Origin of the sequence: Streptomyces caeruleatus (genome assembly GCF_001514235.1) — a bacterium.
GTDB lineage: Bacteria > Actinomycetota > Actinomycetes > Streptomycetales > Streptomycetaceae > Streptomyces > Streptomyces caeruleatus.
Genome location: NZ_KQ948927.1, coordinates 195,813 through 209,756 on the forward strand (window position 1 = coordinate 195,813; position 13,944 = coordinate 209,756).

Sequence of the window (13,944 nt, forward strand, 5' to 3'; positions counted from 1 at the left end):
AACCCGGGGGCGGGTCAGGCGGCCGGGGTCTTCTCGATCTCCCGGGGCCTCAGGTCGGCGTTCTCCAGTACGGCCTTCAGGTGTCGCTCCACGACGGGCAGCACCTCGTCGATCGTCACGTCGCGCCCGATCTCGCCCGCCAGCGAGGCGACCCCCGCGTCCCGGATCCCGCAGGGGATGATCCGGTCGAACCACTTGTTGTCGGGGTTCACGTTCAGTGCGAAGCCGTGCATCGTGACGCCCTTCGCCACCCGGATCCCGATCGCCGCGATCTTGCGGTCCTCGCGCCGCTGTCCGGCGTTGGAGGGCGCGTACTCGGGCCCGTTCAGCCGCGGGTCGAACTCCTCGTCGGTGAGCCGGGGGTCGAAGTCCAGGGCGAGACCGCCGAGCGCCGGGCGCTGCTCCACGGGGTCGCCGAGGACCCAGACGCCGCTACGGCCCTCGACCCGGCTGGTCTCCAGGCCGAACTCCGCGCAGGTGCGGATCAGGGCCTCCTCCAGGCGCCGTACGTGCGCCACGACGTCCACGGGGCGGGGCAGCTTCTGGATCGGGTAGCCGACCAGCTGCCCTGGGCCGTGCCAGGTGATCTTGCCGCCGCGGTCCACGTCGACGACCGGCGTGCCGTCCAGGGGGCGCTCGCTGTCCGCCGTGCGCCGGCCCGCCGTGTACACCGGAGGGTGTTCGAGCAGCAGGACCGTGTCGGGGAGCTCGTCCTCGAACCGCGCCGCGTGCACCCGGCGCTGCTCGTCCCACGCCTCCTGGTACTCGACGGCGTCCGCGCCGAACCCCATACGGACGAACCGCAACTCACTCACGGCAAGCGCCTCCCTAGAAGCACAGGAAAGTCGTAAGGCACAAAGCGTGCCTACGCCACTGTACGACCGGCTTGTTCGGGTGACGTCTCACGGTCCGCGTCAGCCCGGTAGGGCAATCCTCACACGATCGGATGAATGGGCGGGGAAATGTGCGATCGGCTGCTTACTCTCCGCTACATTCGCGCCGTTCGAGAGGCCAAAAGGGCAGCTCACCGGCAATCCGGGCACTCGGCGGCCACAGGGGTCCGCGAGGTCCGAAAGGCAGGAGACCGCACCGCAGATGACGGAACGACCCGCGCAGCGCACTCCCAACCGCCAGCTCGCCGCGCTCATCGCAGAAGCGGGATTCTCCAACGCGGGTCTCGCCCGCCGGGTGGACCAGCTCGGCCTCGAACACGGGCTTGATCTCAGATACGACAAGACATCGGTCACCCGCTGGCTGCGCGGACAGCAGCCGCGCGGCACCACGCCCGCCCTCATCGCCGAGGTCTTCACCCGACGCCTCGGCCGCCGGCTCTCCGCCCAGGACCTCGGGCTCGACGCCTGCGCGCCCGTGTACGCCGGGCTGGAGTTCGCCGCGACCCCCGAGGAGGCCGTCGACATCGTCAGCGGCCTGTGGCGCAAGGACTCCGGCAGCCACGCCGAACTGCGCAAGATCGCCTTCACCCCGGCCGGACTCGTCGTGCCCAGCCGGGACTGGCTGATCGGCCGCGCCGACGAGAAGGTCGCCCGGGGCGAGCCGCTCGCCCGCATCCCGGTCCAGGGCCGCCCCACCGCCGTACCCCGCCAGCGCAGCCAGGGCGAGCGCGGCCCCGGCCAGAAGGTCACCGGCGGCGACATCGCCGCGCTGCGCTCGGTCGGCGAGCTGTTCCGCTCCCTCGACGACATGTACGGCGGCGGCCACGCCCGCCAGGCCCTCGTGCGCTATCTGGAGCACGAGTGCGAGCCGATGCTGCGCGGCACCTACGGCGAGCAGACCGGCCGCCGGCTGTTCCAGGCCGCCGCCGACCTCACGAGGCTCGCGGGCTGGACGTCGTTCGACATCGCGGCGCACGGGCTCGCCCAGCGCTACTTCGTGCAGTCGTTGCGCCTCGCGCAGGCGGCCGGGGACCGGGCGTTCGGCTCGTACGTCCTGGTCACCATGAGCCGCCAGGCCGTCTACCTCGCCCACGGCCGCGAGGCCGTTCAGCTCGCGCGGGTGGCCCAGCAGGGCGTGGGCACCAGCGCGCCTCCGGTCGTGCAGGCCCTGCTGCACGCGTGCGAGGCGCGCGGGCACGGCGTACTGGGCGAGGTGCGCGCCTGTACGGCCTCCCTGGTCCGGGCCGAGCGCGCCCTCGAAGCGGCGCGGCCCGGCGACGACGTACCGCACTGGGCGCGGTTCTTCGACGAGGCGCAGCTCGCCGACGAGTTCGGGCACTGCCACCGGGATCTTCAGCAGTTCCGGGCGGCGGCGCAGCATGCCGAGCGCTCACTGCAGTTGCGGGCCCCCGCCTATGCCCGCAGTCGGCTGTTCTGTCGGGTCGTGCTCGCCTCGGCGCGGCTTGGGCTCGGTGAGCTTGACCAGGCTTGTTCATTGGGGGCGGAGGCGGCGGGGGCTGCGGCGGAGATGCGGTCGGTTCGGGCCGTTGAGTATGTCCGGGACTTCGAGCGGAGGTTGGAGCCGTACCGGGATGCGGCGCCGGTGCGGGGGTATCGGGACAAGGTGGCGGCGTTGTTGTAGGGGGTCTCGCCGTAGCTTCAAAGGCTTGCTGCCGGGTGCGGCTCTCGTTGTGGCTGGTCGCGCAGTTCCCCGCGCCCCTGACGGGCCCGGCGCCCCTGACGGGGCGCGGGGCCCGTCCTCTTATGCCGCTGCCCTCAACGGCTCCGCCCTGTTCAGCGAGCCCGCCGCCCCCAGGTCCGTCAGGATGGCCGCCGTTGCCCGGTGGGCCGAGTGGAGGGCGCCCTGGATGGTGCTGGTGTCTCGGTGGTCGCCGCATACGTACAGGCCGGCCAGGAGGCGTACCGGGCGGCGTAGGTCGTGGGGTGGGCGCATCGCGGGGACGGCCTCGGGGGTGTGGTGTACGGCGAGGGTCTCCCAGCGGGCGGTGGAGGTGCCGTAGAGACGGGACAGGTGCATCCGTACGGCCGTGTCGATGTCGGGCGATGGGCTGCCGAGGACCGTCGAGGAGACGAGGGTCCGGCCGGCCGGAGCGCGGGTCGGGTCCACCTGGCTGATCACCGCCGTGTGCGCGACCGGGCCGCCCCGGTCGGCGTCGAGCAGGAGCGAGGCGCCGGTCGTGGGCGGTTCGTCGGTCGTGTGGTGGACGACGGTCACCGGGTGGAAGTCGGGTACGCGCAAGCCGGGCAGCAGTTCGGCGGCGGTCCGGGCGTCCGTCGCCAGCAGGACGGCGCGGCACCGTATCTCGCCGTGTTCGGCGGTGGTGACGGAGGTCGTGGCGATCGACGTGACGCGTACGCCGGTGTGCACCGTGCCCGGCGGCAACGCCTGTGCCAGCAGCTCCGGCAGCGCCTCGGCGCCGCCCTCGGGCACGCACAGGCGTCCGCTTGCGAAGGCGCGCAGCGCCAGATCCGCGCATCGGCTGGAGGTCGTCAGGTCCGGGTCGCACAGCAGCGCGGCGAGCAGCGGGCGCAGGAAGCCGTCGATCGTGCGGGTGGGGACGCCGCGTTCCGCGAGGGCCTGTGCGGCCGGCAACTCGGGGCGGGCCAGCAGGCGTTCGACGGGGGCGGTGGCGAGCCGGGCCAGGGCGGCGCCGAGTCGGGCCTGGTCGACGGCGGTGCCCAGCGGGGCGCCGGCGCGCACCCTCGGCAGGGCCGTCGGGCCGGGGACGCCGCGTACGGAAGCAGTCCTGGGGGCCCTGGGGGCGCTCGCCAGGGCGCGCACCGCGTGGAGTGCGCCCCTCGCGCTCCGGGGCTTGGCGAACGCGCCCGCGCGGTGCCGGCGCCCGTCGCTGTGCAGCAGTACGCCCGGCGCGAAGGGCCGCAGGGCCAGCGCGTCGAGGCCGGGTGTCCGGCGCAGTTCCGGATACGACGTCGACAGAAGCTGTCCGATCCGGTCGAGCCGGAACCCGTCGATCTTCTCGGTCGACATGCGGCCGCCCGGATATGGGGCGGCCTCCAGGACTGCGGTCCTCACTCCTGCGCTGGTCAGCCGATGCGCCGCGGAGAGTCCGGCGACCCCGGCTCCCACGATGACGACGTCCGCCTGGTACGCGGGCTCAAGCACGTGCCCCTCCTCGAGGTTGCGCGGCCGGTGGAGACGTCATGCCCCCAACAGGCGTCGGAGATACCCGAGTTCGGATCGAGGTTAGGGCCGTGATCGGTCGGAAACAGTCGCGCATGAACAGAGCACGGTCGCACGACGGTCGCATACGGACGTCCACTCCTGTCCGGGCGTCACCGTGCGGCCGCCGGGCCGCCCCCTCCGCTATCGACGGCCGCCCGGATCGCCCCCTCGATGTCCGGGAACGCGAAGGTGAAGCCCGACTCCAGCAGTCGCTTCGGGAGGACCCGTGCGCTGCCCAGCACGTCCCCGGCCATCTCGCCGAGGACCGTGCGCAGTACGGGGGCCGGGACCGCGAAGAGGGTCGGGCGGTGCAGTACGCGGCCCATGACCTCGGTGATCTCACGGTTCGTCAGCGGTTGGGGCGCGGTCACGTTGAAGGGGCCCGACAAGCCGTCGGTGTCGATCAGATGCCGGATCGCGGCCACCTCGTCGTGCAGTGAGACGAACGACCAGTACTGCCGCCCGTCGCCCATGTGCCCGCCCAGCCCGGCCTTGAAGAGCGGGAACAGCCGTCCCCAGGCGCCGCCCTGCCGGGCCACCACCAGCCCCGTGCGCGGGAACACGGTCCGCACGCCCGCCTCCCGCGCGGGCGCCGCCGCGCCCTCCCAGTCCACGACCAGCGAGGGCAGGAAGCCCTCTCCGGGCGGCGCGCTCTCGTCGACGGCCCGCTCGCCGGTCTCGCCGTAGTAGCCGATCGCGCTGCCGTTCACGAAGACCCGCGGCGGCTTGTCCAGCGAGGCCATCGCCTCCGCGAGCGCCGCCGTGCCCAGCACCCGCCCGCTCCGCAGCCGCGCCTTGTACGCCTCCGTCCAGCGCCGCGAGCCCACGTTCGCGCCGGCGAGATTGACCACGGCGTCGCACCCGGCGAGCCCGGCCACGTCCACGTACTTGCGCTCGGGGTCCCACCGCACCTCGTCCGCCGAACGGGGCGCGCGCCGCACCAGCCGTACCACCTCGTGCCCGTCCGCGACCAGGGACCGCACCAGGGCGCCGCCGATCAGCCCGGAGGCGCCGGCCACCGCGATTCTTGAAAGTTCCATAACCTCATCCTGCCTCTGACCGCATAAAGTCCCGGTCGGCTCCCCGGACCCCGGCCGTAGGGTGACGCCCATGTCCGATTCGTACGTACCCCGTATACGCGCCGCCCTGCCCGACGACGAGGAGGAGCTCGCCCACCTCGACCGTGTCACCTGGTCGCCGCTGCACGCGGTCGTGCCCCGGCCACGGCCGCCGTACCGGCCCTTCTTCGACGAGCGGCACGCCCCTCAGGACCATCTGGTCGCGGAACTCGACCGGCGCATCGTCGGCTACGTGCGGCTCGCCCTAGCCACTCCGCTCGCCTGCAACGCGCACGTCCGGCAGATCCAGGGCCTCGCCGTCGCCGACGGGGTCCGTGGCCGTGGCGTCGGCCGGGCGCTGATCCGCGCGGCCGTCGAGGAGGCCCGCCGCAGGGGCGCTCGCCGGCTCACCCTGCGCGTCCTCGGCCACAACGCGCCGGCCCGCAAGCTGTACGAGTCCGAGGGGTTCGTGGTGGAGGGGGTACTGCCCGAGGAGTTCTTCCTGGGCGGGGCGTATGTGGACGACGTGCTCATGGGCCGGGGTCTGTGACGGCGGGGAGGTGAGGGAGATGCCGGGGGGTGCTTGGGGGAGGATCAGGACGTGACGAGGTCGCCCGTGTCCACCGGCGCCGTCGCGTTCGCCGCGCGCTTCGCGTCGGAGGCGACCTCGGCGGCCGTCAGGACGTAGCCCGTCTCGTCGTCGGAGGTGGAACGGGCGAAGACGACGCCGAACACCTTGCCGTCGGTGGTCAGCAGCGGACCGCCGGAGTTGCCGGGACGGACGGTGGAGCGGATCGAGTAGATCTCGCGGGTGACGGTCGCGTCGTTGTAGATGTTCTGGCCGGTCGCCCGCACCCGGTTCGCGACGGTCGCCGCCTGGAGGTTGAGATCGCCGTCCTCCGGATAGCCCGCCACGACCGCCGAGTCGCCGCGCGTGGCGGCGTCGTCGAACCCCAGGACGGGGGCGCGCAGATCGGGGACGTAGAGCACGGCCACGTCCCGCTGCGGGTCGAAGAGCACCACCCGTGACTCGTACGACCGTCCCACGCCGCCGACCCGGACGCCGGGTTCGTCGATGCCGGCCACGACGTGGGCGTTGGTCATCACGTGCCGCGGGGCATAGACGAAGCCGCTGCCCTCGCGGCCCTGGGTGCCCGAGACGCCCTCGATCTTGACGGTGCTGAGCTTGGCGGCGTTCGTCGCGGCGGCGGTGACGCTGTCGCCGGAGGGCTTGGCGACCTCGGCGGTCGACTCGTTCTCGAACGGGTTGAAGACCTGCGGGAAGCCCGCCTCGGTCAGGGCGCTGGTGGCCCGGGAGAACCAGGCGGGCGTCGTGTCCGGCATGGCGTCCTGCACGGTGCCGAGCAGCCGGGAGTCCCGGATCGCGGAGGTCAGCAGCGGGGAGGAGGACGCGGCGAGGACGCTCGCCGCCACCCAGGCCACGATCAGCACGGCCACCGAGTTGGCCACGGCCCCGCCGACCCCGTCGGCCACCCTGAGCGGTCCCCGGTCCAGCTCCCTGCGCAGCCGCAGGGCCAGCCGGCCGGCCAGCTCGTGCACCACCACGGCCGGGACCAGCACCGTGAGCACCGCGGTCACGGTCGCCTGCGTCGTACCCGGTGTGACCAGGTCCATCATCCACGGCAGGATCCATACGCCGATCACCGCGCCGCCGACGAAACCGGTCAGCGAGACGCATCCGGCCACCAGGCCGCGCCGGTAGCCGGACGCCGCGTAGGCCAGGATCACCAGCAACAGCAGGATGTCGAGCAGGTCCACAGAGCCGCCTTTCTCTCGGACCCCTTAGTACGCGCGTAAGGCGCCCGTTGATCAGCACACGCACACATGCCGCCAGGAACCGGCCACGCCGCGTTCACCTGGAGAAACGCCCCGCACCGGGACGATGGTTCCACTGCGTGTCACACCACACATCGCGGGCGGACGGGATCCGTCGGACAGTAGGACCATGCGTGCCTTCCGACGGGTCACCCGAAGGGTCTTCCGGCGAACGCGGGGGAGACGAAGACCACGTGCCGTACGAATACCGTGGGCCGCGGGGGCGGCGTGGGCTGTGCGGAGGGGCGGGCAGGCGCGGCCGGGGGACGAGGCTGCGGGGCGGGGGGTGGACGGGGGGTCCACGCGGGGGGCTTCCCGCGAGCCGGATGTGGGTGGCCGCGGGCGGGAGGTGCCGCGGGGGCCGGGTGCGGGTGGCGGGCAGGAGGTGCCGCGCGTGCCGGAGGGGTGGGTCGGGCCTGCGACCGGTGCTTCGCAGCAGTCACGTACCCGGCCCCGCCCCCGTACCCGTCCCCGCCCCGGCTTCCGGCCCAGACCTCAGCGTCGGCAACGGCCTCGCGCCCGGTGGCATGCCCGGGCTCGGCGACTCTCCCGAGCCCAGGCGCAGACCCGGAGTGGGCGCCGGCTCCGGCCCGGCGTCGGGTGGCAGGCCCGGAGGTGGGCGCCGGCCCAGCGGGAGTGGCGTGTCCCGCCCGTTCTGCTCGTGCTGCTCGGCTGTGTGCCCGGACTCGCCGCCGTTCTCGCGCTGGCGTTGTGCGCGAACGGGGTCGAGCGCGTCGTCGCGGCGGGCGCACGGCCGGTCGCGGCGCGTCCCGCCGCCTCGCACCAGGCGCCCCGGCCGCCCATCGTGCCGAGGTCGGCCTGGCTGGACGACGACACCCGGCGTGCCCAGCCGCCACCGCGCTACGACGACCGGGTCGTCGCCGTCTTCGTCCACCACACCGACTCGCCCAACGGCTACGACTGCGCCGACGTGCCCCGCATCATTCGGTACGTGTACGCGGGCCAGACCGGGTCCCGCGACTGGGACGACATCGGCTACAACTTCCTCGTCGACCGCTGCGGCACCATCTACGAGGGCCGCGCGGGCGGCATCGACCGCCCGGTCACCGGGGCCCACACCCAGGGCTTCAACCACCGCACCACCGGCATCGCCGCCATCGGCACCTTCACGGCCGGGGTGCCCGTGCCGAAGGCCATGACCGACTCGATCGCCGCGCTCGCCGCGTGGAAGCTGGGCATCTCCGACGCGGACCCGCGCGCGAAGGTCCGGCTGACCTCCAGCAACAGCCAGAGCCGCTACGCCTCCGGCGCCACCGCCGCGCTCCCGGCCGTCGCCGGTCACAACGAGGGCTACATGACGAGCTGCCCCGGCGCGGCCCTCACCGCCCGCCTCCCGGAGATCCGGGAGACAGCGGCCCGGCTGCAGGGCAGAAGCTGACGTGCCGGGGCCGTGCGTGCGGTCCGCGTCCACGCCGACCAGGCCGGGCGTCGACGTCGCCGCGGAGGCCGGTGTGCCCGGTATCCAGGCAGTCGCGCGACGGGGGCGCATGACGGGCGGCCGCCCCGGCCCCTCACCGCCGCCCCAGATAAACCCCCAACGCCCGCTGAAGCACCCTCCCTTGGCTCCCCACCGGCAGCTCCCACTCCCCGAGGTGCTCCACCGCCCGGCCGCCGGCCCCCGTCTTGAACAGGAGCCGGCCGCGCAAGCGGTCCTCGGTGAGGGCCGGGGTGATGGACCGGAGGTCGTACGTCTTCGCGCCCGCGGCTCGCGCGTCGCCCAGCATGCGCCACAGCAGGGCGCTGCTGGGGCGGAGTTCGCGGCCCCGGCGGCCGGACGCGGCGTACGAGTGCCAGACGCGGGAGCCGACGCCGATCATGAGGGCCGCGGAGAGCACCTCGCCGTCGTACTCGGCGACGTAGAGCCGCAGCCGGTCGTCGTCCTCGGCGTTCAGGGCCGCCCACATGCGGCGGAAGTAGTCCAGTGGGCGGGCCTTGAAACCGTCGCGGGCGGCGGTCGCGGTGTAGAGGCGGTGGAACTCGGGCAGGTCGGCGGCCGAGCCCCAGGAGACACGGACGCCCGCCGCCTCGGCCGTACGCAGGGACTGCTCCCAGTGCGGCGCGAGGGCCCCGCGCAACTCGTCCACCGAGCGCCCCGCCAACGGGATCTCACAGCCGTAGCGCGGCTGACCGACGCCGAAGCCGCTCCCGTCGTCCTCCTCGCACCGCCGCCACCCGAGCCGCCCCAGCCGCTCCGCGACGTCGAGCGCGTAGCCGTCGATGCCGTCCGGCGGCAGCTCGCGCAGATGACGTACGTCGGGGTCGGCGATGCCCTCCGCCACGGTCGCCGCGTCCCAGTGACGTACGACGAGGGGCGGGCCGATCCGGACCGAGAACGCCCCGATCTTCTTCAGATGGGCGACCAGCGGGTCCAGCCAGCGCTCCAGACGCGGCGTACGCCAGTCGATCGCGGGGCCGTCGGGCAGGTAGGCCAGGAAGCGTCTGGTCCCGGGCAGTTGCCGGTACAGGACGAGCGCCGTGGCGACCAGTTCGCCGTCCTCGAACCAGCCGACGCTCTCCGGCAGCCAGTCGGGCTTCACATCGCCCCACTCGGGGATCTGGAGATGGCTCGCGTCGGGATACCGCCGCAGCCGGGCGAGGTGCTCCGCGCGCGGTATCTCCCGCACGAACAGGCTGGTCATGGGCAGGGTGCTCCTGGTCGGGGGCGGCCACCCTAAGCCGGAGCTCACGGAACGGGTCAAGAGACGGGGTGTGAACGTTCCCGGCCCGCCCGGTGACGTCGGTCACCGGGCCGAAGAGCGCCGGCCTCACAGGTTTCTCCCAGCCGGCTCAGGGATCTCCCCGAGACAGCCTCCCTATCGTCCTTCCTGTCGTCATGCACACGCACTGACCGGAGGCGGGGACCATGAACAACAGGTACGGCAACAGCAGGAGCGGCACGCGTGTCTGGACCGTCGTCTGCGCGGTCGCGTCCGTCGTCCTGGGGCCGGCCGCCGTCACGGCGTCCGCGCTCGACCAGGCCAACAAGGCGCCGATGCACCACGCCGTCAAGGCCGAGCAGACGCAGGCCTACATCCCGACCGACCTGAACCGCAGACGCGCCGCGGCCTGAGCGGCGACGGCTCGGCTCAGTCCTTGAACCGTTCCCACAGCTTGGGATACCGCTCGGCCAGCGCCCGTTCGTTCTCGAAGTCGACCGGCGTGCCCTCCGGTTCCGCGGGGGCGGGTGGGATGCCGAGGTCGGGGGCGACGGTGCCGGTGAGCTGTTCATAGGCCTCGTCCGCGGCGTAGCCGAGCTCCTCCGCGTCGCCGTCGAACTCCTCGTCGAAGTCGTCCAGCAGGTCGGCCAGCGAGTCGGGGTCGTGCACACCGCCCTCGTACACCTCGCGGCCCTGGCCGATCAGCCAGCACCGGAAGAAGTCGAACGCGTCGTCGCTGGCCCCGTCCAGCAGAACCCAGGCGGCGCCCCACAGGTCCCAGGTGTACGCGCGGTTGTAGCGGGCCTCGAAGTGACGGGCGAAGTCGAGCACCGCGTCGGGGTCCTGCTGGAGCAGCCGGTCCACGAGCAGGTCGGCCTGCTCCTCGGGGTCGCCCTCGGCCGCCTCACGGGCGCCGTCCACCAGCTCCCAGAACTCCGTCTCGTCCATCACGGGTCAAGCATCGGCCCTGTGGGGGTGGGACGCACGTGGAGTGGTACGGATTGTTATCCGCGCGTCGTTCACGGCGCGTACAGCGCGGCCAGCCGTATCGCGTCCCTCGCGAAACGCTCCCGCAGGTCCTCCGGCGCCAGCACCTCGACCTCCGGGCCGAGCCCCGAGAGCTGGGTGTGGGCGACCTCCTCGGACTCCACCGGAAGCGTCAGTGTCACCCAGCCGTCCCCGTCCGGGGCGCCCGCTGCCCGGAGCGCCTCCCGCGCGGAGTGCGGGTCGACGGCGTACGGCAGCCGGCGCACTCCGTCCGGCGACACCCGCACCACGACCTCGGCCCGCAGCAGGGAACGCGCGAACTGCTCGGCCCGCTCGTCCCAGAAACCCGGCAGATCGAACTCCTCGTCCCGTTCGAACCGCGCGGACCGCTCGTCACCGGGGTCCACTGCCGTGAAGCGGTCGATGCGGTACACCCGGTACGAGCCGTCTCCGCCGTCGCCCGCGACCCGGGCGCACAGATACCAGACCCCTGCCTTCAGCACGAGCCCGTACGGCTCCAGTTCCCGCTCGACCTCGCCCTCTCCGCGCCGGTAACGGGCCACGACGCGCCGGTCGTCCCACACCGCGTCCGCGACGGCCGGGAGCAGGGCGGGGGTCTTCGGTTCCTTGAACCAGCTCGGGGCGTCGAGATGGAACCGCTGGGCGGCGGACCGGGAGGCGTCGCGCAGGGAGGGCATGAGCGCGGCGGACACCTTCAGACGGGCGGCGGAGGCGGCGTCCTCCAGGCCCATCTCACGCAGCGCGCCCGGGACGCCGCTGAGGAACAGGGCCTCGGCCTCGCTGCGGCCGAGGCCCGTCAGCCGGGTCCGGTAACCCCCGATGAGCCGGTACCCTCCGGCCCGCCCCCGATCCGCGTACACGGGCACCCCGGCCTCGGACAGCGCCTGCGCGTCCCGGGTGACCGTCCGCTCGGACACCTCCAGCTCGCGCGCGAGTTCGGCGGCCGTCATGGAGGGCCGGGACTGGAGCAACAGCACCATCTTGATCAGGCGGGCGGCGCGCATGCTCCCCATGATGCCGTGCGCGCCGCTCACGGCGGTCGGCGGCGGACGTCCCCGCCCTCGCCGGGCCACCGTGCGCCGCCGGATGCCGCGAGCGCCGCCGTCACCCGGCCCGCCCGCATGTCGTTGGTGCGGGTGTTTCGTCGCCGACCGAGCCGGGGTGTGGGTGTGACGCCGATCGAGCAGGCCGTACCTCGTACCCGCGCCGCCGCCGTCGTCGACGTCGGTGCCGCGCTGCTCTGCGCGGCGCTCGTCCTCCTGTGCCTCGCCTTGATCGCCTCGACCGGGGACCTCGGACAGTTCAGTCACGCGGAATGGCGGGTCGGCCGCAATCTCGCACTGGCCGGCTGCTATCTCGCCGCCGGCATCGTGGTACGCGGGCGCTCCCGCCGGCTGGCTCCCCTCGCCCGCTGTCTCTTCGCCGTCTCCGCGACCATGGGGCTGTTCGCCGTCTCGGTCATGCTGGAACGGACCACCTCCGCGCTCGGCGGCATCGAGGGGATGGGCGAGCACGTCCACATCGGATGGTTCCGGCTGATCATGGGCGTGTCCGTACTCGGCATGCACGGGACGCAGGCCGTACTGCCCCTGTGGTTCCCGGACGGGACGTCCCCCGGCCGCGCCTGGCGGCTCGCGGTGCTCGCGATGGCCGGGGTCTACGTCGTCTATCTCGCCCCCATCGCCTGGTACGGGCCACGCTCCGCCAATCCCAAGTGGAGCACCTGGGACGTGGCGGAACGCCATGACTGGTGGCGGCTGATGACGGAGCCGGTGGTGTGGATGCCACGGCTCTTCGCCGTCGCCGTCCTCGTCTGGCTCGTGCTGCGCACCTACCGTGCCACCGGGCTCACCCGCCGCCGGCTCACCGTCATGCTGGTCTGCTACGGCGTCTACTGGGCCATCCAGATCGGCGACAAGGTCCAGGACATCGGCGAGGACGGCGATCCGGCGTACTGGGTCTACCTGCTGATGCTCGGCCCCGCGTCCGGCGCCCTGGCGTTCGCCACCCTCACCACCGTCCTCGCCGACGACCTCACCGGACTCGACCGCGTGCTGCGCCCCCTGCTCGTCACCGTCGGTCTCACCCTCGGCCTCTTCTACTGCTACCGGGGCCTGTACGCGATCCTGAACACCCTCCCCGGCCGGTCCGAGGAGGTCAACGCCGCCTTCGCCTCCGGCGTCGCGGTGCTGGCCCTGCGGCCCGCCGCCGGGATGCTGCTGCGCGTCGTCGACCTGCTGTTGTACGGCCGCCGCGCCAAACCGTACGAAATGCTGCGGGCCCTCTCGGACGAGCTGTCCCACCGGGTCCCGGCCGACGACGTGGCCCGCTCGGTCGTGGACACCGTCGTCGAGCGGCTGTGCATGCCCGCCGCCGTGCTTGAGGCCCACACCCGGCACGGCGCACGGGAACTCGCCCGCGCGGGCGGCACGGGTGTCGACGAAGGGCCTTGGCACCTCGTGGAACTGCGGCACCGCGGCGAGGACGTGGGCCGTCTGACCGTCCGGCTGCGACCCGGGCAACGCAGCCTCGACGCCAACGACCGCGCCGTGCTCGACGTGCTCGGCGACCATCTCGGCCCCCTGGTGCAGGCCATCGGTCTGCGCGAGGAACTCAGGGCGGGCCGGGAACGGATCGTCGCCGCCCGGGAAGAGGAGCGCCGCAGGCTCCGCCGCGATCTGCACGACGGACTCGGACCCGCGCTCGCCGGCATCCGGCTGCGCCTGGAGACCGCCGCCGACGTCTTTCTGGCCGACGGCCCGCGGGAGCAGGTCGGACGGCTGATCGACGCCGCGGAGGAGGACACCGCGCACAGCATCACGGAGGTACGGCGCCTGGTGGACGGGCTGCGCCCGCCGGACCTCGACGAGCGCGGACTGCCCGAGGCGCTGCGCCGGCTGGCCCTGCGCATGCCGGACTCCGTACGCGTCGAGACCCGGCTCCCGGACCCGGGCGAGCTGCCGGAACTCGCGGCGGCCTGCGAGGTCGCCGCGTACCGCATCGCCGCGGAGGCGCTCATCAATGTCGCCAAGCACGCCGGGGCGAGCGCCGTCGTGCTCTCGCTGCGCGTCGACGACGAGTCGCTCGTGCTGGAGATCACCGACAACGGCACGGGGCCGGGCCCCGTCGAGCGGCCGGGAGGGGTCGGCCTCGGCTCGATGACCGAACGCGCGGAGGAGACCGGCGGGAACCTGCGGATCGGCCCGCGTCCGGACGGGGTCCCCGGCACCCGGGTGCTGGCCCTGCTGCCGACGCAGCTGATGTGA

Annotated in this window: 12 protein-coding genes; 5 read left to right on the plus strand and 7 right to left on the minus strand. The window is 73.3% G+C overall.

Annotation, left to right across the window (positions count from 1 at the left end; translation table 11 throughout):
- Positions 1-14: 14 nt before the first annotated feature.
- Positions 15-815 (minus strand): lipoyl(octanoyl) transferase LipB, encoded by an 801-nt coding sequence (gene lipB / locus AQJ67_RS13255; protein ID WP_062718846.1) that lies wholly within the window; start codon positions 813-815, stop codon positions 15-17.
- 280 nt (positions 816-1,095) lie between these two features.
- Between lipB and AQJ67_RS13260 the strand changes: the two genes are divergently transcribed.
- Entirely contained in the window at positions 1,096-2,535 is a 1,440-nt protein-coding gene (locus AQJ67_RS13260) for an NsdA family TPR-like regulatory protein (protein ID WP_062718848.1), read from the plus strand.
- A gap of 120 nt (positions 2,536-2,655) precedes the next feature.
- Here AQJ67_RS13260 and AQJ67_RS13265 read toward each other — a convergent pair whose 3' ends face one another.
- Together AQJ67_RS13265 and AQJ67_RS13270 are read right to left on the minus strand one after the other, a co-directional pair.
- The gene (locus AQJ67_RS13265) at positions 2,656-4,038 is read right to left on the minus strand and encodes an NAD(P)/FAD-dependent oxidoreductase (protein ID WP_062718850.1); all 1,383 of its coding nucleotides are present in this window, start codon (positions 4,036-4,038) and stop codon (positions 2,656-2,658) included.
- 170 nt (positions 4,039-4,208) lie between these two features.
- Positions 4,209-5,138: a TIGR01777 family oxidoreductase gene (locus AQJ67_RS13270; RefSeq protein WP_079055938.1), complete on the minus strand. Its 930-nt coding sequence runs from the start codon at positions 5,136-5,138 to the stop codon at positions 4,209-4,211.
- Positions 5,139-5,208: 70 nt separating this feature from the next.
- Here AQJ67_RS13270 and AQJ67_RS13275 point away from each other — a divergent pair, with 70 nt between their 5' ends.
- Entirely contained in the window at positions 5,209-5,706 is a 498-nt protein-coding gene (locus AQJ67_RS13275; RefSeq protein ID WP_062718854.1) for a GNAT family N-acetyltransferase, read from the plus strand.
- A 44-nt stretch (positions 5,707-5,750) separates the two neighbouring features.
- On the opposite strand, the gene AQJ67_RS13280 is transcribed toward AQJ67_RS13275, so the two are convergent.
- The gene (locus tag AQJ67_RS13280; RefSeq protein WP_062718856.1) at positions 5,751-6,935 is read right to left on the minus strand and encodes a MarP family serine protease; all 1,185 of its coding nucleotides are present in this window, start codon (positions 6,933-6,935) and stop codon (positions 5,751-5,753) included.
- 712 nt (positions 6,936-7,647) lie between these two features.
- Here AQJ67_RS13280 and AQJ67_RS13285 point away from each other — a divergent pair.
- A complete protein-coding gene (locus AQJ67_RS13285; RefSeq protein ID WP_062719339.1) occupies positions 7,648-8,391 on the plus strand; it encodes a peptidoglycan recognition protein family protein in 744 nt (247 codons plus the stop codon).
- 133 nt (positions 8,392-8,524) lie between these two features.
- Here AQJ67_RS13285 and AQJ67_RS13290 read toward each other — a convergent pair whose 3' ends face one another.
- A complete protein-coding gene (locus tag AQJ67_RS13290) occupies positions 8,525-9,652 on the minus strand; it encodes a lipid II:glycine glycyltransferase FemX (protein ID WP_062718859.1) in 1,128 nt (375 codons plus the stop codon).
- A gap of 224 nt (positions 9,653-9,876) precedes the next feature.
- Between AQJ67_RS13290 and AQJ67_RS13295 the strand changes: the two genes are divergently transcribed.
- The gene (locus AQJ67_RS13295) at positions 9,877-10,083 is read left to right on the plus strand and encodes a hypothetical protein (RefSeq protein ID WP_062718861.1); all 207 of its coding nucleotides are present in this window, start codon (positions 9,877-9,879) and stop codon (positions 10,081-10,083) included.
- Between the two features lie 16 nt (positions 10,084-10,099).
- Here AQJ67_RS13295 and AQJ67_RS13300 read toward each other — a convergent pair whose 3' ends face one another.
- Together AQJ67_RS13300 and AQJ67_RS13305 are read right to left on the minus strand one after the other, a co-directional pair.
- On the minus strand, positions 10,100-10,618 hold the full coding sequence (locus AQJ67_RS13300) for a DUF4240 domain-containing protein (protein WP_048587211.1): 519 nt from the start codon (positions 10,616-10,618) through the stop codon (positions 10,100-10,102).
- Positions 10,619-10,689: 71 nt separating this feature from the next.
- Positions 10,690-11,682 carry a helix-turn-helix transcriptional regulator gene (locus AQJ67_RS13305; protein WP_062719340.1) on the minus strand — a complete coding sequence of 331 codons (993 nt, stop codon included), beginning with the start codon at positions 11,680-11,682 and terminating at the stop codon, positions 10,690-10,692.
- Between the two features lie 165 nt (positions 11,683-11,847).
- Between AQJ67_RS13305 and AQJ67_RS13310 the strand changes: the two genes are divergently transcribed.
- Positions 11,848-13,944: a sensor histidine kinase gene (locus tag AQJ67_RS13310; RefSeq protein WP_159058764.1), complete on the plus strand. Its 2,097-nt coding sequence runs from the start codon at positions 11,848-11,850 to the stop codon at positions 13,942-13,944.

Coding starts and splice junctions, on each gene's coding strand:
- AQJ67_RS13260 (WP_062718848.1), top strand. CDS start 1,096: ATGACGGAACGACCCGCGCAGCGCACTCCCAACCGCCAGCTCGCCGCG.
- AQJ67_RS13270 (WP_079055938.1), bottom strand. CDS start 5,138: ATGGAACTTTCAAGAATCGCGGTGGCCGGCGCCTCCGGGCTGATCGGC.
- AQJ67_RS13275 (WP_062718854.1), top strand. CDS start 5,209: ATGTCCGATTCGTACGTACCCCGTATACGCGCCGCCCTGCCCGACGAC.
- AQJ67_RS13290 (WP_062718859.1), bottom strand. CDS start 9,652: ATGACCAGCCTGTTCGTGCGGGAGATACCGCGCGCGGAGCACCTCGCC.
- AQJ67_RS13295 (WP_062718861.1), top strand. CDS start 9,877: ATGAACAACAGGTACGGCAACAGCAGGAGCGGCACGCGTGTCTGGACC.
- AQJ67_RS13300 (WP_048587211.1), bottom strand. CDS start 10,618: ATGGACGAGACGGAGTTCTGGGAGCTGGTGGACGGCGCCCGTGAGGCG.
- AQJ67_RS13305 (WP_062719340.1), bottom strand. CDS start 11,682: ATGCGCGCCGCCCGCCTGATCAAGATGGTGCTGTTGCTCCAGTCCCGG.